19 protein-coding genes are annotated in these 21,757 nt (G+C 63.8%); 8 read left to right on the forward strand and 11 right to left on the reverse strand.

The genetic code is table 11. The annotated features are described in order from the left end of the window. Positions 1-4 precede the first annotated feature (4 nt). The 7 genes from ACH488_RS06015 to dinB all read right to left on the reverse strand — a co-directional run bounded on the left by ACH488_RS06015 (position 5) and on the right by dinB (position 8,122). Entirely contained in the window at positions 5-1,636 is a 1,632-nt protein-coding gene (locus tag ACH488_RS06015; RefSeq protein WP_397322893.1) for a UDP-N-acetylmuramoyl-L-alanyl-D-glutamate--2,6-diaminopimelate ligase, read from the reverse strand. A 104-nt stretch (positions 1,637-1,740) separates the two neighbouring features. Continuing rightward, positions 1,741-3,537 carry a peptidoglycan D,D-transpeptidase FtsI family protein gene (locus ACH488_RS06020; RefSeq protein WP_397322894.1) on the reverse strand — a complete coding sequence of 599 codons (1,797 nt, stop codon included), beginning with the start codon at positions 3,535-3,537 and terminating at the stop codon, positions 1,741-1,743. 42 nt (positions 3,538-3,579) lie between these two features. Beyond that, the gene (locus ACH488_RS06025) at positions 3,580-4,245 is read right to left on the reverse strand and encodes a hypothetical protein (RefSeq protein ID WP_397322895.1); all 666 of its coding nucleotides are present in this window, start codon (positions 4,243-4,245) and stop codon (positions 3,580-3,582) included. Further along, entirely contained in the window at positions 4,242-5,240 is a 999-nt protein-coding gene (rsmH, locus tag ACH488_RS06030; protein WP_397322896.1) for a 16S rRNA (cytosine(1402)-N(4))-methyltransferase RsmH, read from the reverse strand. Before rsmH ends, ACH488_RS06025 begins: the two co-directional genes overlap by 4 nt. A gap of 164 nt (positions 5,241-5,404) precedes the next feature. Continuing rightward, a complete protein-coding gene (gene mraZ, locus ACH488_RS06035) occupies positions 5,405-5,836 on the reverse strand; it encodes a division/cell wall cluster transcriptional repressor MraZ (RefSeq protein WP_397322897.1) in 432 nt (143 codons plus the stop codon). A gap of 482 nt (positions 5,837-6,318) precedes the next feature. Continuing rightward, positions 6,319-6,687: a DUF3040 domain-containing protein gene (locus ACH488_RS06040; RefSeq protein WP_397322898.1), complete on the reverse strand. Its 369-nt coding sequence runs from the start codon at positions 6,685-6,687 to the stop codon at positions 6,319-6,321. Positions 6,688-6,928: 241 nt separating this feature from the next. Beyond that, a complete protein-coding gene (dinB, locus tag ACH488_RS06045; protein ID WP_397322963.1) occupies positions 6,929-8,122 on the reverse strand; it encodes a DNA polymerase IV in 1,194 nt (397 codons plus the stop codon). Between the two features lie 143 nt (positions 8,123-8,265). On the opposite strand from dinB, the gene ACH488_RS06050 reads away from it, so the two are divergent. Both ACH488_RS06050 and ACH488_RS06055 read left to right on the forward strand, forming a co-directional pair. Further along, entirely contained in the window at positions 8,266-8,820 is a 555-nt protein-coding gene (locus ACH488_RS06050; protein WP_397322899.1) for a hypothetical protein, read from the forward strand. Next, entirely contained in the window at positions 8,817-9,914 is a 1,098-nt protein-coding gene (locus ACH488_RS06055; RefSeq protein WP_397322900.1) for a polyprenyl synthetase family protein, read from the forward strand. The genes ACH488_RS06050 and ACH488_RS06055 overlap by 4 nt, the downstream gene beginning before the upstream one ends. Before the next feature lie 71 nt (positions 9,915-9,985). Here ACH488_RS06055 and ACH488_RS06060 read toward each other — a convergent pair whose 3' ends face one another. Beyond that, a complete protein-coding gene (locus ACH488_RS06060; RefSeq protein ID WP_397322902.1) occupies positions 9,986-10,339 on the reverse strand; it encodes an Rv2175c family DNA-binding protein in 354 nt (117 codons plus the stop codon). A gap of 259 nt (positions 10,340-10,598) precedes the next feature. Here ACH488_RS06060 and ACH488_RS06065 point away from each other — a divergent pair, with 259 nt between their 5' ends. Both ACH488_RS06065 and pknB read left to right on the forward strand, forming a co-directional pair. Beyond that, positions 10,599-11,945, forward strand: coding sequence for a LysM peptidoglycan-binding domain-containing protein (locus ACH488_RS06065; protein WP_397322903.1), 1,347 nt, complete (start codon positions 10,599-10,601; stop codon positions 11,943-11,945). A 75-nt stretch (positions 11,946-12,020) separates the two neighbouring features. Continuing rightward, positions 12,021-14,054, forward strand: coding sequence for a Stk1 family PASTA domain-containing Ser/Thr kinase (pknB, locus tag ACH488_RS06070; RefSeq protein WP_397322904.1), 2,034 nt, complete (start codon positions 12,021-12,023; stop codon positions 14,052-14,054). A gap of 66 nt (positions 14,055-14,120) precedes the next feature. On the opposite strand, the gene ACH488_RS06075 is transcribed toward pknB, so the two are convergent. Further along, positions 14,121-15,524: a class II 3-deoxy-7-phosphoheptulonate synthase gene (locus tag ACH488_RS06075; protein WP_397322905.1), complete on the reverse strand. Its 1,404-nt coding sequence runs from the start codon at positions 15,522-15,524 to the stop codon at positions 14,121-14,123. Positions 15,525-15,590: 66 nt separating this feature from the next. Further along, a complete protein-coding gene (locus ACH488_RS06080; protein ID WP_397322906.1) occupies positions 15,591-16,382 on the reverse strand; it encodes a lysophospholipid acyltransferase family protein in 792 nt (263 codons plus the stop codon). A 106-nt stretch (positions 16,383-16,488) separates the two neighbouring features. Between ACH488_RS06080 and ACH488_RS06085 the strand changes: the two genes are divergently transcribed. From ACH488_RS06085 to ACH488_RS06095, 3 genes are read left to right on the forward strand one after another with little or no spacing between them, the layout of a single operon-like run. Continuing rightward, a complete protein-coding gene (locus tag ACH488_RS06085; protein ID WP_397322907.1) occupies positions 16,489-17,277 on the forward strand; it encodes an alpha/beta hydrolase in 789 nt (262 codons plus the stop codon). Beyond that, entirely contained in the window at positions 17,274-18,077 is an 804-nt protein-coding gene (locus tag ACH488_RS06090; RefSeq protein ID WP_397322908.1) for an alpha/beta hydrolase, read from the forward strand. Before ACH488_RS06085 ends, ACH488_RS06090 begins: the two co-directional genes overlap by 4 nt. Continuing rightward, positions 18,064-18,591, forward strand: a complete 528-nt coding sequence (locus tag ACH488_RS06095) for a hypothetical protein (protein WP_397322909.1) — start codon at positions 18,064-18,066, stop codon at positions 18,589-18,591. Before ACH488_RS06090 ends, ACH488_RS06095 begins: the two co-directional genes overlap by 14 nt. A gap of 30 nt (positions 18,592-18,621) precedes the next feature. Here the strand turns inward: ACH488_RS06095 and ACH488_RS06100 are convergent, their stop codons facing one another. Continuing rightward, the gene (locus ACH488_RS06100; RefSeq protein ID WP_397322910.1) at positions 18,622-19,680 is read right to left on the reverse strand and encodes an ROK family protein; all 1,059 of its coding nucleotides are present in this window, start codon (positions 19,678-19,680) and stop codon (positions 18,622-18,624) included. A 187-nt stretch (positions 19,681-19,867) separates the two neighbouring features. Here ACH488_RS06100 and ACH488_RS06105 point away from each other — a divergent pair, with 187 nt between their 5' ends. Further along, a complete protein-coding gene (locus ACH488_RS06105; protein WP_397322911.1) occupies positions 19,868-21,679 on the forward strand; it encodes an AMP-dependent synthetase/ligase in 1,812 nt (603 codons plus the stop codon). The last annotated feature ends 78 nt before the right edge of the window (positions 21,680-21,757 follow it).

Here is a 21,757-nt window from a genome sequence, read left to right on the forward strand (position 1 = left end):
CGGTTTAGGACTCTATCCGCTGGTCCGTTGAAACGCTGAATCCCTTGGATGTCAAGGCGTTCCGCAGTTCCACCCTGTCGTCGAGCGCCAGGTTGACACCCTTGACCTCTTGCCAGACCTCATGTCCCCGGCCGGCGACGAGAATGGTGTCCCGGGCCGTGGCCAGGTCCACGGCGAGCCGGATGGCGGCGTCGCGGGGGTAGGATTCGACGATTTCGCAGCTCAGGCCCTCTTTGTCCCGTGCTGCCTTGGCACCGGCAAGGACCTCGGCGCGGATGGCCGCGGGGTCTTCGTCGTGGGGATCGTCGTCGCTGATGATCACGATGTCAGCGAGTTGTGCCGCGATGGCGCCCATGGTGGGGCGCTTGCCCTGGTCGCGTTGTCCTGTGGCTCCAAAAACCACGATCACCCGGGACCCTTCTTCCGCTGACCGTACTGCCTTCAGGGCACGTGCCAAAGCATCGGGGTTGTGGGCAAAATCGACGACGGAAGCGGGCTCCGTTGCCACCAACTGCATGCGGCCCGGTACCGCCACGGTCAATGGATCCTGCTGGTCGAGGGCCTTTTGCAGGGTTTCCGTGTCCACTCCGGAAGCGGCGACCATGGCCGTGGCAAGGGCCGCGTTGGCCACGTTGAAATCGCCAGGGAGCCCCGTGTGGACCCGCAGGACACGGCCGTCCCGATGGCGAAGCTCGAATTCGCTCCCCAAACCACGGGCCGTCACGGACGCGACGCGCCAATCGGCGTCGAAGTCGTCCGATGCCGCCGCGAGGGTAGTGACCGGTATGTCCGCCATCTCCGCGAGTCGGCGGCCCCATTCGTCGTCCACCGTCACGACGGCCTGGCGCGCCCGGGCCGCGGTGAACAACTCGGCTTTGGTCCGGAAATATTCCTCCATGCTGCCGTGGAGGTCCAGGTGGTCCTGGGTGAGGTTGGTGAAGCCGGCCACGTCGAACATCACGCCATCCACCCGCTGGTAGGAGATGGCATGCGACGAGACCTCCATGGAAGCGGCGTCGAGGCCTTTTTCACGCATGAGGGAAAGCAGCCCGTGGACGTCCGTGGACTCCGGCGTGGTCAGGAGGCTGGGGATGGGTTCCCCGCCCGCCAGGATCTCGATGGTTCCAATGAGGCCCGGGACCTTGCCCAAAGCCCGCAGCAACGAGTTAATGAAATACGTCGTGGTTGTCTTGCCGTTGGTGCCCGTGACGCCGAACAGGGTGGGGTGCCCGCCCTCGTCCGGCTGGCTGCGGTAAATCAGGGCGGCCAGGCGTCCGACGACGGCCCTCGGCTGGTGGACCACCAGGACGGGAACGGGCAGCTCGCCCGCCAGCGCGAGTTGGCGCGCACCGGCGTCGTCAGTCACCACCGCGACCGCACCGGCTTGAACCGCCTGGTCCACGAAGTCGGCACCGTGGCGGCTGGCCCCCGGGAGGGCCATGTACAGGTCTCCCGCTTCGATCGCACGGGAGTTCAGGGAAATGCCCGTCACTCCCCCACCCTCGGTGGCCTCGGGTGCCGTGATCCCAAGAGCTTCGGCAATGACCTCGAGGGGCACGGAAGCAACGGATGCGGGGCGGAACGCGGACCCGGCCTCCGGCGTGGCGGTGGAAGCTGCCTCATTTTGCTCTGACACGTGGTTCTCCATTGGTGCTCAGTGGAACGACCGGCGGGCTGCCAAGGGCACCGGACCGGTCGTGCTGGATCGAAACTTGGGGCCGAAACAGGCGCCCAAGAAGCTTACTTGACGAACTGCGGCAAGTGCGCGGGCGTTCCTGTGGACGGAGCCACGTTGTAGGTCCTCAGCACCTGCGACATGACCGAGCGGAAGACCGGCCCGTTGGTGATGCCGTAGATGCTGCCCTTGGGGCGCTGGAGGACAACCTCCACGATGAACCGCGGGTCATCCATGGGAGCCATGCCCACCATCGAGGCCGTATAGCCATCGAACCCCGGCAACCCGTCCTCGCGCGGGGCCTGCGACGTTCCTGTCTTGGCTCCCACGCGGTAGCCATCGATGGCTGCGTCCTTGATCTGGCCCTCGGTGACAGCGCTCTCGAGGATGTCCCGGACCTGTTGCGCCGTTTCCTTGGTCACCACTTGCCGTGTGTCCTTGGCGGGAACCTTCTGTTCCACACCGTCCGGGCTGATGTAGCTGTCAATGAGCCGTGGCTGCAGCATGACGCCGTTGTTGGCGATGCTTTGGTATGCGCGGACCGTTTGGAGCGTCGATTGCGAGACGCCCTGGCCGAAGAGCACGGTGTACTGCTGGCGATCGTCCCACTGCTCCGGTTTGGCAAGGATGCCCGTGGCCTCGGCAGGCAGGCCGATATCCGTTTGCTCGCCGATGCCGAACTTCTTCAGCCAGTCGTACCTCTGTTCCTTGCTTAGCCTGCTGCCGGCCATGACGGTTCCGGTATTCATGGACCAGCCGAGGATGCCGGCCAGTGTCCGTTCCTCGGTGCCGTGTTCGAAAGCGTCGGTGAAGGTTTGCCCATCAATCGTGTAGGAAGGCGGGATGGTGAAGTGGTCCAGCGGATTGGATTTGCCTTCCTCGATCACGGCCGCCGCCGTAATCATCTTCTCCACCGAGCCCGGCTCGTAGGCCGCCGTCACGGCGCGCACGCCGCGGTCCTTGGCATCCACCTTGCCGGGGTCGTTGGGATCCGGCGCATTCGTGTCCGCCAGGGCGATCAGGTTGCCGGTCTTGGTGTCCATCACCACAATCACGCCCCACTCGGCATTGAGCTTGTTGACCTGGCTCTGGATGGCTTGCTGGGCGAAGTACTGGATGTCCGTGTTGATGGTCAGTTTGACGTCGCTGCCATCCACCGCGGGGGTCAACTCGTCCGTGGCGACCGGGATGCGCAGGCCGTCAGCGCCGATCTCGAAGACCCGCTTGCCTTCCGTGCCGCGCAGCACCTCGTCCTGGGTCTGCTCAATGCCGGCCTGGCCCGTGGTGCCGTCCTGGAGGAAGCCCACCACCCCACCGGCCACGCTTCCGTTGGGATAGACGCGTTTGCTGACGCCTTCCGCGGCAACGCCCGGAATGTGGAGCTTGGAAATCCTGTCCTCGAGTTCGGGCTTGACGTCCTTGGCAACGACGAAGTATTTCTTGTCGCCCGTCACCGATTCACGGACCTTGGCGGCATCGGTGCCAAGCAAGGTGGCCAATTCCGTGATCCCCTGATCCCGGGAGATTGTCTCTACGGCCTCAGTCTGCTGGTTGTACCTCTTGAACTCGGTGGTTGCGGTGTTCAAGACCTGGTCCACCACGATGTTGTACCGTATGACGCTGCTGGCCAGTACAGTCCCATTGGCATCGACGATCTTCCCGCGCTCCGCAGGCAGCACCTGGGGCGTCAGCCGATTGGCGAGGGCGGCCTCTGCCATACCCCCCACGTCCAGGCCTTGGACCATGAACAGCTTTCCGCCCACCACCAGCAGCAAGGTGAGCATGATGCCCAAACCAACCCGCAGGCGTTTCCTCGCCGCCGGCACTTTCGTCTTCTTCGATTTGCCGGGGTTTTGCGCCACGTTGATTCCTTGCTGCTGGCCTTGGCTCAGTGGTCGGTTTGCTTACTGCCCTGGTGTCTTCTGTTGGGGAGCCGGGACGGACCCTCCGTGCAGTTCAGCCGGTGGAGCCGTTCCGGTTGCCGGTGCGGCCGGAGTTGTCGACTGCGCCTGGTTTTCCGGGTCTGCGGGGGTTGCCGGCTTGAGGTTCTCCAGCGGATCCTTGGTTGTCACCGACGGAACCACGTCGAGCTGTCCGGCAATCGCCGGAGGGGCAATGAGGGCCGAGGGATTGTCTCCCTTCACGGCCGGCGTTGCCTTTCCGGTGACCGTCATGGTGTTGACATCAATCTGGCCCTTGACGGTGGACTGTACCATTCCCAATTCTGCCGCTTTCGCTGCCAGATTCTGGGGAGCCTCGTAGTTCTGCTTCTTCTGTGTCAGATCCTGGTTTTCCTTGGTGAGCGTTGCGGCCTCAGCCTTCAACTGCACCAAGCGGTACTGGGCAGTGGACACGGAAATGTTCAGTACCAGCACGGTCAAAAGGGCAGCCGCCAAAGCAACAAGGCAAAGCACGACGACGGGCGTTCGACGTTTCCGGGGCACGTTGCGGACCACCGAGAGCGGCGTCCGCTGCTTGCGTCCCTCCCCAGGTTTTCCGGCCGGAGACGGAAGTGCCCGGGCCGTGTTGCCCACCGTGGAGGGCAATGACTTCGCTGCGGCGTTGCTCATACGGCTCTCCTTGGCTTGATGCGCTCCACGGCCCGCAACCGGGCTGACGCCGCGCGTGGGTTCTCGGCAACTTCTTCTGCGGTTGGCACCTCGGTGCCCTTGGTCAGTGTCTTCAACTCTGGCTTGTGTTCTTCCAGTTCAACGGGGAAGCCCAAGGGTGCCGAAGACTTGGATCCTGCCTGGAAGACCGATTTGACGATCTTGTCTTCCAGGGAGTGATAGGACATGACCACCACCCGGCCACCCAGGGCCGTGGAAGCCACGGCGGCAGGGACCGCGCGTTCCAGGACGTCCAATTCCTCATTGACTTCGATCCGCAGGGCCTGGAACGTGCGCTTGGCAGGGTGCCCACCGCTTTTTGCAGCGGCTGCGGGAACGACGGCCCGGATCTGCTCCACGAGTTCCCCCGTGGTAGCGAACGGTTTCTGCGCACGGGCGTTGACAATCCTGTTGGCGATACGGCCGGCGAACTTCTCCTCGCCCCACTTGCGGATGATCCGCACCAACTCTTCTTCGCTGTACTCATTGACCACGTCGGCAGCCGTCTGTCCGCGGCTCGTGTCCATCCGCATGTCCAGCGGGGCATCGTAGGAGTACGCGAAGCCACGTTCGCGCTCATCGAGCTGCAGTGAGGACACACCCAGGTCCATCAGGATGCCATGCACCTCGTCGATCCCGAGGTCCGCCAGGACCTCCTCGATCTCGTCATACACGGCGTGGACCAGGTCGGTCCGCCCTGCGAAGGGCTCCAAACGCGCGCCTGCCAACGCCAGCGCTTCCTCGTCGCGGTCAATGCCCACGAGGTGCAGGTCCGGGAATCTCTGCAGCATGGCCTCGGAGTGTCCGCCCATGCCCAGCGTTGCATCGATGGCCACAGGTGTTTGGCCGCGCTTCCGGGCAGCCTCGAAGCCTGGAGCAAGGAGATTGATGCAGCGGTCTTTAAGGACGGGTACGTGGCGTTCCGATGTGGGCTTTGCCGCGTCTTGCTCCTCCACGCTGCCTCCTCTTTCCTCATTGGCCCTGCTGGTGGTTCTTGAACCGGATCCCCATCCGCGCCTATCGCCCCGCCGGCCTGGCTCCGGGGAAGGTGAGCCAGGAAAACGGATCGATGGGCGGCTGGAGATCCCATCCAAGAACCGGTGCTGCCTGTCCTGTCCGGCTAGAAAAACCCGGGCAGATTGTCATCGTCGGTCTCCGAGAAGGCGGCTTCCTTCTCGGCGAGGTACTCCTCCCAAGCTTCGGCATCCCAGATCTCCGCGCGGGTACCGGCGCCGATGACTGCCAGTTCCCTGCCGAGCCCTGCGTAAGACCGGAGCGCCGGCGGAATCGTTACGCGCCCCTGCTTGTCAGGTACCTCATCAGAGGCTCCAGACAGGAAAACCCGGATGTAATCGCGTGCCTGCTTGGAGGACAGTGGAGCCTCCCGCATCGACTCGTGAATGCGTTCGAATTCTTTCTGGCTGAAGACGTAAATGCAGCGCTCCTGGCCCCTTGTGAGAACCAAGCCCTCGGCCAGTTCCTCGCGGAACTTGGCGGGAAGTATGATCCGGCCCTTCTCATCGAGACGCGGCGAATGGGTGCCCAGAAACACCTGCCCACCGCCCCTCAGTCAAGGTGCCCGCACATACCCAGCCCTGCCATTACCCTCTTATGCGCTCCACTTTACTCCACAACACACCACAGTCAACGCACGCCGCGGCGTTTCTCCACCACTTTGAGATTCCAGAAAGCCGGAATGACGCGGAATTCAGGGCGTGGTGGGAAGTGGAGGGTTCAGGGAGGCCGCATCGGATCCGCCTCCCCTTGTCCTACGTCGGAACGGTTCGGCGGGCGGAATCGCGCCAGGAAGCAGCCCGACGGGAGGGAAATGGAGGGAAATCCGGAAGGGGGTGGAAAGCGGAGGGCCGCAACTACCCCGCGCCCCCTGAATGCCATGCCCTTTAAACACGAAAAGACCCGGTCTGGGTCTTGTGGCGGACGCTGTTGTGGCGCTCCTTTCAGGGGCGCCACACGTCAAACTCCTGGCTTGGTAAAGGACCGGCCTGCGCCGGACGTCATTTCACGCCAGGCGGTCTAATTGTCGTCGCGGCGACGCTCGTCCCAGCGCTCTTCCAGGCTGCTCATGAAGGAGCTCTTGGACTTGGCCTTGCCGGGCTTGCCCTTGCGCCCCTTGCCGAAGGCGGCTCCGCGCAGGGTTGCGAAGTAGACGCCCGCGCCCATCACCACAAATCCGAGGACGCCCACGAAAATCTGCTGGAGTGAGACTCCGACGAGCAAGAGAAGGATGCCCGCAATGGCACCCAGCACACCGATGATGACGTGACGGGTTGACCAACTGCGAATGGGATCAGAGCCCATGGTGTTGGCAAACTTCGGATCGTCCTCGTGAAGCTGCTTCTCGAGTTGCTCCAGCAGCTTCTGTTCGTGCTCCGAGAGGGGCATCGCGACCTCCTTAAGTCAGCCAGCGTCTGGACGGACCGCGGCCTTTGCGTCTGTTTCCAGAACGAACGGATCCGAGAATTGGTTCCCCATGAATTCCTGCAAAGATAAGCAGGCTTCCCGGGGCCGATAGCTCAGGAAACAGCAGTCCAGACGATCTAAATATCTGTACTCATTAGGATAGTTTGTCCAGCGCCGTTCTGAAAGACGGGCAAACAGCTCGAGTGGAGCCCCAAGCCGCGGGTCAGGGCGCCTCGGGAGGCTTGCCGGGCTCGAGCAACCGTGCCGGCAGCAGTGTCTTGGAACCAAACCGCTCGGCAACCCGGTCCAGTGCCTGCTCGGCCGCCCGCCAATTGTCATCCCGGCGGTCAAGGCTGAGCTGCATGGACGTTTGGCCGGCAGCCTCCAACTGCTCCGCGCGGACGCCCACCAGCCTGACACTCAGCGGACGAGGCCCCAGCGAGTCCAGGAGTTGGACAGCCACCTGGTAAATGAGCTGGGCGCTGTCGATGGGAGTCTGTACGGTCCGGCTGCGGGTCACAGTGGAGAAATCCGAATAGCGCAGTTTCAGGGCCACCGTACGTGTCAGCATCCCGGCGCTCCGCAGACGTCCGGCGACCCGGTGCGACAACCTGAGCAACTCCCTGTTCAGCAGTGAAGGATCCGACGTGTCCGTGGTGAACGTCTCCTCGGCGCCGATGCTTTTTTCAAGCCGGGTAGGCGTCACCGGGCGGGGGTCCACACCCATGGACAGCCGATGCACGTGTTCTCCACTGGCCCCCAGAACCTTCTTGAGAGATGCTCGCGGAGTAGCGGCGACGTCGGCCACCGTCCGGATCCCGAGGCGCGCCAGGACCTCCGCGGTTTTTCCACCGACGCCCCACAGCGCATTCACCGGCAAACTGTGCAGGTACGCCACAGTGTCCGCGGCGTCAATCTTCAGGATGCCGTCCGGCTTGCAACGCGTCGATGCGATCTTGGCCACGAATTTGGTCCCGGCGATTCCCACCGATGCCGTGATGCCGAGTTCGGAATGTACACGACGGCGGATCAGGTGGCCGATCTCCAGCGGCGGCCCCAGGCGGCGGATTGCTCCTCCCACATCCAGGAAGGCTTCATCCACGCTCAAAGGCTCGACGAGATCCGTGATGGACGCGAAGATGTCCATGATCTGCCCGGAAACCTCGTAGTACAGCTTATGGCGGGGTGGGATGATGACGGCAGCCGGACACATCCTCATGGCTATGGCCATGGGCATCGCCGACTTCACTCCCGTGGCGCGGGCCTCATAGGACGCGGAGAGGACTACGGAGCGTTCGGCCGGGAAACCGACAATCACCGGCTTGCCCCGCAGGTCCGGCCGGCTCCGAAGCTCCACCGAAACAAAAAAGGCATCCATGTCCACATGCAGGATACTGGTGCGCCGCAGTTCGCGCAGGGGGTCCGCAGCGCTGCGGGCCGACCCCTGGTCCGTTTCCGCGCCGCCGACAACTGCATCCTGCCTCACAACGGCAATACTATGCCCGGCCACTGACTAAACTGGAGGAACGCCCCGGCGTCAGCCAACGGAAGGATACCCCTGTGAAGCTCCCTGGAACTGCCCACGTGCGAGGATTTGCCCTGACCGCCGTCACCGTGGCCCTGGCGGTTTCCGCCTGCACTCCCGCTCCCCAAGGAACCGCTGCTCCGTCAACCTCCGCTTCCGCCACCTCAGCGGCGCCGGTGTCCTCCACGCCTTCAGCAAGTACCATCGCCCCTGCCAGCAGTCCGGCCTCGGCTGCCCCCAGCGCCACTGCCACCGTCGGAGCGTTGGTTGAAGGCTTCCCCCAGCAACTGATTCCCGTGATGCCAAAAACGTCCGTCCGTTCCAGCAGCTTCGACAAGACCGCTTCACCGGCCACGGTGGCCTTGGTGGGAACCGTCAAGGCTCCGCCGGAGGGCGTGGTGGACTACTACAAGGCATCGTTGGAAGCCCAAGGCTTCAAAGAGGTTCCCGGATCCGGAGCGGTAGGCAACGTCACCTCGATCGACTTCATCCGGGGTGACGGCGAAACAGTTAATCTTTCTGTCCGCCAGAAGGAAGGCGTCTCCACCTTTACCATCGGCGCCAACGTGGCGGCCGGTTCCGTCAAGTGACCGCGCACGTGCAACAACTCCAGGCGGAGCAGTCCCGGTTCATCCTGGGCGTCGCCGACCATCTCGAAGCCTTCCTGTCCTCACAGCAGGACATCATGGCGACGGTGTCCCCCGACGTGGAGCCCCTGCTGGGCTCGATCTCCAGCCTGGTCACGGGCGGCAAGCGGCTGCGTGCCCTCATGTGCTATTGGGGTTGGCGGGGGGCCGGCGGTGCCGAAAACCACCAGGACATCCTGACGGCAGGCTGCGCCCTGGAACTCTTCCAGGCTGCCGCGTTGATCCACGACGACATCATTGACCGTTCAGACACCCGCCGCGGTGGCCCCAGTGTGCACAAGCGCTTCAGCCAACTCCACGAGGTCAACGGCTGGGCCCTGGACAATGAACGGTTCGGCCATGCAGCCGCCATCCTGACCGGAGATCTTTGCCTCTCCTTCAGTGAAGAATCGTTTACCCGGGTGGGACCCAGGGCGGCAGCCGGAACCCAGGCCAGGGCCATCTTCAACCTCATGCGGGCCGAAGTGATGGCCGGACAGTACCTGGACATCCTTGAGGAAGTAGCCGGTCCGGTTCGGGATCGCGCGGGATCAGTGGATCGGGCCAAGTCGATCATCCGTTACAAGTCGGCCAAGTATTCAACAGAGCACCCCCTTGCTCTGGGCGGTGCCCTTGCCGGCGCACCTGCGGAATTGCTCAGGGGCTATTCGGCCTTCTCCTTGCCACTGGGCGAGGCCTTCCAAATGCGGGACGATGTCCTGGGCGTGTTCGGTGATCCGGAAACCACTGGCAAACCTGCCGGTGACGATCTCCGCGAAGGCAAACGTACGGTCTTGGTGGGATTCGCCATCAATATGGCGTCCGCTGCAGATGCGGCCCACGTAGACCAACTCCTGGGCAAGCAGGACCTCAGCGCGGAGGAAGTTGACCGCATCCGTCACATTATTGTCGAATGCGGTGCCTTGGACGCCACCGAGTCACTCATTGCGGAACTCAGTGACAAGGCATTCGCGGCGCTCGAACAGCTTCCCCTGGATGAGTTGCCGCTTTCAGCCCTCCGCCGGCTGGCCGAGGCGGCCGTCAGCCGCGCGGCCTGAACCATCAGGCAACTACTTAAAAGGAATCGACGGCGGTGTACACCGCCGTCGATTCCTTTTGTATGTTCCTGCTACCAGGCCAGGGATTGGGCCCTGCGCCTGATTTCCGTCTTTCGTCCTTCACGCAGTGCATCAATGGGACGGCCGCGCAGGGACTCGTCCGGCGTGAACAGCCAAACGATCAATTCCTCGTCGCTGTAGCCTGCATCGCTGAGGACGGCAACGGTCCCCTTGAGGCTGTCCACGACGTGTCCATCCTGGATAAACAGTGCCGGGATGGAACGGATATTCCGCTCACCCCGCCTGACGGCCACAATCGCGCGCTCGTCGAGCAGTCCGTGGACTTTGGTGATGGTTACATCCAACAACTCGGCGACATCGGGCAGGGGCAGCCAGTCGGTTACAAGGTTTTCAAGATTACTCACGGATCAAGGGTGCCATGACGCCCCACCTCCCGCCTAGCCGAATGCTTTCAGGGAGAGGCCAATCCTGTTTCAGCCTCCACGCCTTTCTTGTTTGATTTCGTCAATCGGGAGGAATTGTTGTGCCGATGGAATAAGTGTGAGAGATTCACTTTGATCACACTTGCACCATTGGTAACAACTGCCACATTGATAGCATCAGTAACATTGGTAACAGCGGCAACACCCAACCATCCCCGCTGCCGAGATGAGGACTCACTTCATGACCACGCCCCGCTCGACGAAACGAACCATGAGCATGCCCGTAATCGCGGCAACCACGGCTGCGCTTCCTGCAGTGGTGTTGTCCTCGCTTGCAGTGGCGCAGCCCGCCACGGCAGCCCCGGCACCGCAGCCGCGCAAGATTCCGGCTACGCTGGCCGCGGCGATCCAGGCCCAGGCTGCCCAGCCCGCACATGTCATCCCCGCGCAGGCCGTCGCGTCAGCGCTCCCCGCAGCACTGCGCCCCATGGCACCGTCCGTCCCGGACACCTACAAGATCGTCAGGGGCGACACCATCAGTGCCATTGCCCACCGGTTCAGCCTGGACACCAACGAGGTGTTGAAGCTGAACAAGCTCACGGCCACCACGTTGATCTACCCGGGCCAAACCATCCAGCTCAAGGGCACGGCATCCGCGGCCACTCCCGCTCCGGCCCCTGCTGCGCCTGCGCCGACGGCCTCGTCGGGTGCTGCTGCGACCTACACGGTGGTGTCCGGGGACACCCTGGGGGCCATTGCGGCCCGGCATGGAGTTCCCTTGTCCAGCATCTTCAGCTGGAACAACCTCAACGGAAGTTCCATCATCTACCCGGGCCAGAAGATCAAGGTCAGCGGTGGTTCCTCCGCACCCACGCCGTCCACTCCGGCCCCTGCCCCGGCTCCTTCCGCACCGGCGTCGGGCTCCGGCACGTACACCATCAAGGCCGGCGACACCCTCAGCTCCATCGCATCCCGGCAGGGCGTCTCCCTGTCCGCGCTCATGAGCGCCAACAACGTCACCGCCACCACGGTCATCTACCCCGGCCAGAAGCTGACCATTCCGGGCAGCAGCAGCCTGGCGCCGGCGTCGAGCACCACGCCCTTGGTGCCCAGTTCCTTCCTTGGCTTCACCTACCCGCCCGCGGTGGTGAGTTCGGCGAACGAAAACAAGGCCCTGCTCAACGCTTCACCGGTGCCCAGCCGCGCCGAAATGAAGACGATCGTCGCGGACACGGCCCGTCGCATGGGCGTAAGCCCTTCACTGGCCTTGGCTTTCGCGGAACAGGAATCCGGCTTCGACCAGCGAGCGGTCTCCCCCGCCAACGCAATCGGCACCATGCAGGTCATCCCGTCGTCGGGCGAGTGGGCCTCGGACCTGGTGGGACGAAAACTGAACCTCCTGGACCCCTACGACAATGCCACTGCCGGCGTGGCCATCATCCGCGCCCTGGTGGCCACCTCCAAGGACCTGGACACCGCAATCGCCGGTTACTACCAAGGTCAGTACTCCGTGAGCAAGTACGGCATGTACGACGACACCAAGCGCTATGTGGAGTCGATCAAGGCCCGTCAGCGCACCTTCGCCTGAGAGCCCTGCCAAGCATGTAAAGAGGCCCGGATTCCGCTGGAATTCGGGCCTCTTCCACGCCTCGATTAGGATCGTATGGTGCAAGAACCTCAGCAGGACCACCTGATCGGAACAACCGTGGACGGGCGCTACCTGGTGCGCTCACGCCTCGCGAGGGGCGGAATGTCCACGGTCTACTTGGCGACGGACCAGCGCCTGGAACGCGATGTTGCCCTGAAAGTCCTGCACCCCCACCTGGCCAACGACCAGACTTTCCTGGAACGCCTGAGCCGCGAGGCCAAAGCAGCCGCAAGCCTGTCCCACCCCCACGTGGTGGGTGTCCTGGACCAAGGCGAAGACGGCCACATCGCCTACCTGGTGATGGAATACGTCAAGGGCCACACGCTCCGCGACGTGCTGGACGAGCAAGGCGCCCTCCCTCCCCGGCTGGCCCTGGCCCTGATCGATCCGGTCATTGAGGGACTGGCGGCAGCCCACGGATCCGGCCTCATCCACCGGGACATCAAGCCCGAGAATGTGCTCATCGCCGACGACGGCCGGATCAAGGTGGGCGACTTTGGGCTGGCCAGGGCTGTCACCGCCACCACCAGCACCGGCGCCCTGATCGGCACCGTCGCGTATCTGGCTCCCGAACTGGTGCTGGGTAAAGCCGCCGATGCCAGGAGCGACATTTACTCAGCCGGGATCATGCTTTACGAGATGCTGACGGGCAAGCAGCCGTACGCCGGCGACTCCCCCATCCAAGTGGCCTACCAGCACGTCAACTCCGCCGTGTCGCGGCCATCCGAGGCCGCCCCCGGACTGGCTCAGGACCTGGACGAACTGGTCCAGTGGTGCACTGCGGTGGACGCCGAGAACCGCCCAGTGGACGGGACCGCGCTGTTGTCCGAGCTCCGCCACATCCGCACCTCGCTCAGCGACGAACAACTCGACCACAAGCAGGCGTCCTCGAACGGGCATCTGCCGGCGACGGCCCCGGTGCCCTACGGGGAGCACCCAACGGAGGCCATCCCGGCCACGTCTTCGCCCACGGAATTCATTTCCCACCAGAGCAACCCGACAACCGTGATGGCCTCGGCCGCTCCCCAGCGACGCGCCACCATACCCGGCGTTAACGATCCCGTCCGCACGCCCGGAAAGCGCGAAGCGAAACGGCTTGAAAAGCAGGAAGCCAAGGACCGTGCTCGGGCGGCGGCCACTCCGGTCCGGCCCCTCCGCGAGGGAAATCCACGGCGCCGTGGGGTGATCTGGGCGATCGTGATCGTCATCCTGGCGCTCCTGGCAGGTTCCGCGGGTTGGTTCTTCGGCATGGGTCCGGGATCTCCCGGTACCGTCCCGGATGTAAAGAACAAGACCGTTGCCGAAGCACAACAACTCCTTCGCACCGCCGGATTCCAGTCCGAACCGCAGGACGTCTTCGACGACGACATCAAGGCCGGCCTCACTGTGGGAACCCAGCCCGAATCCGGTGCGCAGGTGAGGAAGTTCCAGCCCATCACGCTCTTTGTGTCCAAGGGCGCCCAACTGTTCGCGCTTCCCGGGCTGACGGGCGGAACACTCGATGACGCCAAAAACGCCCTCAACACCGCGCAAATGGCCTTGGGCAACGTAACCCAGGCCTTCGACGACAAGGCACCTGCCGGCGTCGTCCTCTCACAGGACCCGGCCAAAGGCACCGAAGTCCGGCACGGCACGCCAGTAGCACTGGTTGTCTCCAAGGGTCCACAGCCCATCCCGGTGCCGGATGTGCGCGGAAAGACAAAAGCAGACGCCATCAAGGCGATCCAAGACGCTGGCCTCACGGCTGTGATAGCGCCGGAGACTGTCAACGACAAGACTGCTGCCGGGAACATCGCCTCACAGTCTCCAAGCAACGGAAACCTTATCAAGGGCGACTCCGTAACACTGACGGTTTCAAAAGGCCCCAAGCTGGTTAGGGTGCCAAGCTTCGTCGGCAAGAATGCCGATGAAGCGGAGAAAGAACTCAAGGCGCTGGGATTTAACGTAAGTAGGACGCAAGACGTGGTGATACTCAACATCGTTTTGAAACAAGACCCCAAGAACGAGGAAGTGCCCGAGGGGTCAACCATCAAACTGACCGTGGTCTAAGCGGCCAGCCTGACGCAAAAGGCGCGGCCCGGAAAATCCGGACCGCGCCTTTTCGCATGAGTGCGTCTACCGCTTGGCGAGGGCTCCTGCCACAAGGAACGCCATCTCCAAGGACTGCATGTGGTTCAGCCGCGGGTCGCAGACCGACTCGTAGCGGTCCAGGAAGGCATCCTGGTCGATCGGGTCTGCGCCGCCCAGGCATTCGGCGACGTCGTCGCCGGTCATCTCCACGTGCAGGCCACCGGGAACGGTTCCAAGCGCGTGGTGGACCTCGAAGAATCCGCGGACCTCGTCAATGACGTCGTCGAAGTTGCGTGTCTTGTAGCCGTTGGGCGAGGTGACGGTGTTGCCGTGCATCGGGTCGGTCACCCAGAGCACCTGGGCGCCGGAAGCCGTGACACGCTCGACGACGGCGGGCAGCTTCTCGCGGATGTTCTTGGCACCCATGCGGGTAATGAACGTCAGGCGGCCCGGTTCGCGGTTCGGGTCCAGCTTGTCGATCAGGCGCAGGGCGTCGTCACCGCTGGTGGTGGGGCCGAGCTTGACGCCGATCGGGTTGCGGACACGGGACAGGAAGTCCACGTGGGCGTGGTCCAGTTCGCGGGTCCGCTCGCCGATCCACAGGAAATGCGCGGAGGTGTCATACGGAAGTCCCGTGCGCGAGTCGATGCGGGTCAGCGCACGCTCGTAGTCCAGGAGGAGTGCCTCGTGGCTGGCGAAGAACTCCACGCGCTTGAGCGCCTCGAAGTCCGCGCCGCAGGAATCCATGAACTTGATAGCGCGGTCGATGTCACGGGCCAGGGATTCGTACCGGGCGTGCGCCGGGTTTTCCGTGAAGCCCTTGTTCCACTGGTGGACCAGGCGAAGATCAGCGAAACCGCCCTGCGTGAAGGCCCTGATCAGGTTCAGCGTGGAAGCCGAGGTGTGGTACGCCTGAAGCATCCTGCCGGCGTCGTGGGCACGGGACTCGGGAGTGAAGTCGTAACCGTTGACGATGTCTCCGCGGTACGCGGGAAGGGTGACGCCATTACGGGTTTCGTCGTTCGAGGAACGCGGCTTGGCGAACTGGCCGGCCATGCGGCCCATCTTAATGACGGGCATCGCGGCACCATAGGTGAGGACCACTGCCATCTGGAGGATCGTCTTGACGCGGGCGCTGATCTTGTCGGCAGTGGCAGCCTCGAAGGTTTCGGCGCAGTCGCCTCCTTGCAGGAGGAAAGCCTTCCCCTGTGCGGCAGCGGCCAAGCGGTCCCGGAGGACGTCTACTTCACCGGCGAAAACGAGGGGTGGAACGATCGACAACTCCTTGACGGAAGCCTTGAAGACCTCTGCGTCGGCCCAGGAAGGCTGCTGCGAGATGGGCAGGTCACGCCAGGCGTCGAGTCCGGGATAGTTCGCGGCACCGCTCTGGGCGGTGCTGGCAAGCGGATCTGCTACAGATGGTGCGGTGTTCGCGGTTAGCTCAGTCACCCTACAAGAGTAGTAGCCCGGGCGGGTCTTGGGGCACAGCATCCGTAACCCATCCTGCCGGATGCGTCACAGTGTCCCGCCGGAGGGGCCCATGCCACTGCCGGGCTCATCCCGGTCTTCAGCTATCCCACCCGGGGCTTCCTCTGCGGCTTCGACCTTCCGTACCGGCTCCGGGCCCTTGCCGGCCAGCCTTGCCTTGACCACCGCCGCATACTCATCCACATATTCCTGCCCGGACAACCTCATGAGTTCATACATGATTTCGTCCGTGACGGCCCGCTGGATGTGCCGGTCTTCCTCCATGCCGTAGTACCGGCTGAAGTCCATGGGTTGCCCGAAGATCAAGCCGATCCGCCGGATGTTCGGCAGCCTCTTTCCAATGGGCTGCACCTTCTCCGTTCCGATCATTGCCACCGGCACCACGGGAACCCGCGTCTGGAGGGCCAGGCGGGCGACGCCCACCTTGCCACGGTAAAGCCGGGCATCCGGACTACGTGTCCCCTCGGGGTAGATCCCCAGCAGGCCGCCGGCGGCCAGCACATCCTTGCCTGCCTGCAGCGACGTCTCCGAGGCCGCGCCGCCCGACCGGTCCATGGGCAACTGGTTGCTCAACCTGAAGAAAAGGGCCGTCAACCGGCCTTTGATGCCCTTGCCCGTGAAGTACTCCGATTTGGCCAGGAAGACCACGGGCCGGTGCACCATCAGGGGAAGGAAGATCGAGTCCGAAAAGGACAGGTGGTTCGATGCCAGGATGGCGGCACCGTCCGCTGGAACGTTGTCCAGGCCTTTGACCCAGGGCCTGAACAGGAGTTTGACGATGGGACCGAGGAAGATCCTCTTCATGACCCAATAGAACACGGTTGTCCTCTCACGGCCGATGGCAGATGCCCTCCCGGCTGCGGCCAGGATTCAACAGCAACCCTACTCCAGTGAGAAATGCCCGGAACAGTGACACGATGGAGCCATGACGGAACCACAACAAGCGGCTGCCCCACTGGCTTTCCACCACCCAGGCCACGGGGAAAACGCCTCCACGGGTATCGCCATCTGCCATGGATTCACCGGAAGTCCCCTGAGCGTACTCCCCTGGGCGGAGTACTTGGCGGAGCGGGGCTTCGCCGTCTCAGTGCCGCTCCTCCCCGGACATGGAACCAACTGGCGGGACCTGGCCACCACCCGCTGGCAGGACTGGTACAGGACTTTCGAAAAGAGCTACCTGGATCTCGCCGGACGCACCAATGCCTGTTTCGTTGCCGGACTCTCCATGGGCGGGGCCGTCGCGCTGCGCGTTGCTTCCCTGCACCCTGTTCCAGGCGTGGTGCTGGTCAACCCCGGATTGAGCTTCTATGACCGCCGGGTGCGCTACGTGGGTGCCCTGAAGTACGTCATGCGCACCACGTCCCCCATTGAGGAAGAGAAACCGACAGCGGCCGCCACGGAGGACGGCGACTATTCGAAGACGCCGTTGCAGTCCGTCCACGAACTCAAGAAGCTCTTCAGGCACGCTACGCGCGCCCTGCCCCAGGTGGACGCACCGGCTTTGGTGTTCAAGTCAGCCGTGGACGGCGTCATCCCGCCGAGTTCGGTGGCCACGATTGCCAAACACCTGGATCCGTCCCGCCTCCGGGTGGTCTCCCTCCCCGGCAGTGGACACGTGGCCACCCTGGATGTGGACGCCCCCACTATTTTTGAAGAATCCGCGCAGTTTTTCCGCCGTCATGCCGGTGACAGAGTAGCCTCGGAGACATCATGAACAAGCTTCCCGATTCTGCTCCGTTCCGCAGCGCTTTCACGGGCACCGGCCTCCGCATTGGCGTGGTCATGTCCCACGGATTCACTGGAAGTCCCCGCAGCGTCAGGCCGTGGGCGGAGCATCTGGCGGCCGCCGGTTATGCCGTCAATCTTCCGCTGTTGCCGGGCCATGGGACCACGTGGCAGGACATGGCCACGCGCTCCTGGCACGAATGGCACCGCGCAGTGGACGACGCGTATCTGGAACTTGCCGAAGAGTGCGACTACGTCTTCGCCGCAGGATTGTCCATGGGCGGCACCTTGGCGTTGCGGATCGCAGCCACGCGACCTGTGGCGGGCACCATCGTGGTCAACCCGGGTATGGTGCTGGATGATCCCCGCGCCGTGGTGGTGGGTGCGCTGAAGTACGTACTGAAAAGCACGCCGGCGATCGCCAACGACATCCTGAAACCGGACCAGGACGAGGGTGCCTATCCCCGGACACCGGTTGCGGCAGCCCACCAGTTAAAACGGATGTACAAGGACACGGTGGGCCTCCTCCCCCGGATCCATGCCCCTGTCCGGGTGTTCCGTTCAACAGTTGACAACATCGTGTCCGACGCCAGCCTGGCTATCCTGCAATCGCGGGTGCAGGCCACCGTGGATGTCAGCTACCTCAGGAACAGCTACCATGTGGCAACCCTCGACAATGATGCTCCGGAAATTTTCTCGGGCACTGTTGGGTTCATCCAGAAAACCCTGGCGGCACTGGCCGGCAGCGGGCCATCGCTCGAAAAGGATAAAGCCGATGAACAGGCCTGATCCCAACTCTGCCGACCAAAGCGCCAACAAAGACGACGACGCCGTATGGCTGGACCTGGTGTCCCGCCTGGAGGCGACCGAATCCTTGCCCTTGGACGCGGAACCCGCGGGCGCCCCGGATCCGGCAGTCGACCGGAAATCCTTCCGGGACTTCGATCCTCTGGGGCTCTCGGCTCCGGGCACAGGGCAGGACGGACCAAGCACAGCTGCGCCCCGACAGCAGGACGGCTCCGGTGTTCCCGCGGGTCCGCGGGATTACGATGTTGCCGACGATGACGGCGCTTTCGTCCCGGAGGACCCGCCGAGCCTGGCGGGAACAGAGCCGCTGACGATGCTGGCGTGGCTTGGTGCCGTCGGCGGCCCGCTCGCCCTGTTGTTCACGGCCATGTTCTGGCGCTCGGCACCCTTGGCGGCGATCCTGGGGATCGTGGCAGCCTTCGTTGCCTCCGTGGTCTACCTCATCATGCGGCTTCCGCGCGAAAAGAACGAGGACGACGACGGCGCACGCATCTAGGCGGGCAGCCTCCGGCCTGCGGTCGAATGCTTAGCCGTGGGCGCGTCCGCTGACACGCGACAGGTCGGCTGCGCCAATCATGCCGGCCCGCGGCCCCAGCGCAGCGAGTTCGATCCGGGCCATCGGCCGGAAGCCGCGTCCAGTCAGGTTCTTCGCAAAGGAGGCCCGCGCCGGATCGGCCAGGAGATCGCCGGCGTCGCACAATCCGCCGCCGATGACGAACATGCCGGGGTCCAAGGCTGCTGCGAGATTGGCCAGCCCAAGGCCCAGCCACTCTCCCTGATCGGCAATAAGTTCCTTGGAGGTGGCGTCACCGTTCAATGCCAGGGTGGTCACAGCAGCTCCGGTGATGCTGTCCGCCACGCCACCGGCCTTTTCAAGGAGACCCCGGCCCTCGGGTGAGTTGGTCTTGACAAGCTGCCTGGCTTCACGGCCCAAGGCATTGCCTGAAGCGTACTGTTCCCAGCAGCCCCGGTTTCCGCATTCACATCGGTGGCCGCCGGGGAAGATGATCTGGTGGCCGAACTCGCCGGCCACGCCGAAGCGGCCGCGCTCCACGCGGCCGTCCATCACCATGGCGCCGCCGATCCCGGTGCCCAGGGTGATGCACACCAGGCGGCTCTCTCCTTGGCCGGCGCCAAAGCGCCATTCCGCCCACGCGGCGGCATCGGCGTCGTTGGTCAACAGGACGGGGCGCCGCAAGAGGTTTTGGAGGCTTTCGCGCAGGGGCTCGTTGCGCCAGGCCAGATGCGGGCTGAACAGCACCGTTCCGCCGTCGAGGTCCATCCATCCGGCGGCCCCAATACCCACAGAAGCGATCCGATGATCGGCACTGAGCTCGTCCACCAGTTCCACGATGGTCCGCTCAACTGCCCTGGCATCGGCCCCCGGAGTGGCACGGCGGGCTTCGGCCAGCACCCGGCCGTCGGCATCGATCACGCCGGCGGCCACCTTGGTTCCGCCAATGTCGATGCCGATGGCAAGCCCTCGCCGGCCAAGGTGGCTGCGGCGGGCGCCCCACGGAACGTCCTTCCAGCCGGCAACGGGAGGCCGGAGCCGGGGACGCGAACTTGACCGAATCTGAGGCATCCCCTCATCCTATTCCGCTGCCCCTGACAGCCCGGCATCGGGCGCCAATCATGGCGCCAAGTTGCCCAAAATGGCGGGCCATCCGTAAAGTTACTCGCCAGTAGGTGAAATCGGACACACCTCCATGAGTGGGCATACTAGAGTGGACAGTGCCCCCTTGTGGCCCGTGGATATCAAAGGAGCTGCCGTGCGTGAAATCAGTGTTCCTCCCCTTGTCAATGTCGCCCCCGAAACCAACATCACGGACTTCGTTGTCCGGGAGGCCGCAAAGGCATCCAACCCCGCACTGTTTTCCAAGCTGGACAGCCAAGGCCAATGGCAGGACATCCGCGCCACAGACTTCCTGGCCGACGTCAAAGCCCTGGCCAAGGGCCTGATCGCCAGCGGCGTCGGCGCAGGCGACCGCGTGGGCATCATGTCCCGCACCCGCTACGAATGGTCCCTGGTGGACTTCGCCATCTGGTTCGCCGGCGCCGTCTCCGTGCCGATCTACGAGACATCCTCGCCATCGCAGGTGGCCTGGAACCTCGGCGATTCAGGAGCCGTGGCAGCGTTCGGCGAGGCCGCCCATCACGAGGACATCATCCGGCAGGCCGTCGCTGCGGAGGACATCAGCACTGTCACCAACGTTTGGCAGCTCCAAGGGTCCGGACTGGACGCCCTCCGCGCCGCCGGGGCGGACGTCAGCGATGACGAGCTGGAAACCCGCCGCTCCGCTGCCGGTCTGTCCGACCTCGCCACCATCATCTATACCTCCGGCACCACAGGCCGCCCCAAGGGCTGCGAACTGACCCACGGCAACTTCGTGGAACTTTCCGAGAATGCCCGGGCAGCACTCGGCGAGATCATCAACGAGTCGGGGAAGACCATCATGTTCCTCCCGCTGGCACACGTCTTCGCCCGTTTCATTTCCGTCCTGGCGGTAGCCGGCGGCGTCCAGGTTGCGCACACCCCGGATATCAAGAACCTCCTGGGGGATCTCCAGAGCTTCCAGCCGACGTTCATCCTCGCCGTACCGCGCGTCTTCGAGAAGGTCTACAACTCGGCACTGACCAAAGCAGAGGACGGCGGAAAGGGCGCCATCTTCCACCGTGCGGTGGACACAGCGATCGCGTACTCCAAGGCACGCCAGTCCGGTTCCTTGGGATTCGGCCTCAAGATCAAGCATGCGGTCTTCGACAAGCTCGTGTATGGCAAGCTCCGCGCGGCCATGGGCGGGCATGTTGCCCACGCAGTTTCCGGTGGTGGCCCGCTCGGCGAACGCCTTGGCCACTTCTTCCAAGGCATTGGCCTCCAAATCCTGGAAGGCTACGGCCTCACCGAGACCACGGCGCCGATCTCGGTGAACACGCCGTCGATGATCAAGATCGGCACCGTGGGAGCACCGCTTCCGGGCAACGCCGTCAAGATTGCGGACGACGGCGAGATCCTCACCAAGGGCGTCTGCGTGATGCGCGGCTACTACAAGCGCGAGGACCTCACGGACGAGACCTTCGCAGATGGCTGGTTCCGGACCGGAGACATTGGCGAGCTGGACAGCAACGGCTTCCTGAAGATTACCGGGCGCAAGAAGGAAATCATTGTCACCGCCGGTGGCAAGAATGTGGTCCCGGCGCTCCTTGAGGACCAGATCCGGGCAGATGCGTTGGTCTCCCAGGTGCTCGTGGTGGGCGACAACCGCCCGTTTATCGGGGCCTTGGTAACCCTTGATGAGGAAGCACTGCCGGGCTGGCTTGAGCGCCACGGACTCCCGGGTTCCACCACCCTGGAAGAAGCAACTGGCAACGCCGTGGTCAAGGCGGCAGTCCAGGAACTCATCAGCAAGGCCAACCAGTCCGTCTCTCAGGCGGAGGCGATCAAGTCGTTCCGGATTGTTCCCTCGGACTTTACCGAGGCGTCCGGCCATTTGACCCCATCACTGAAGGTCAAGCGCGCCCAGGTCATGAAGGACTTCGACACAGTGATCGAGGATATGTACTCGGCACCGCGGGCCTCCTAGGAGCTCGCCCACAAGAGCCCGTAGCAGTAAAGAACCCCGCCAGGAAAATTTCCCGGCGGGGTTCTTTCGGTTCAGTGG

This window comes from Paenarthrobacter sp. NPDC018779 (genome assembly GCF_044391085.1).
Lineage (GTDB): Bacteria > Actinomycetota > Actinomycetes > Actinomycetales > Micrococcaceae > Arthrobacter.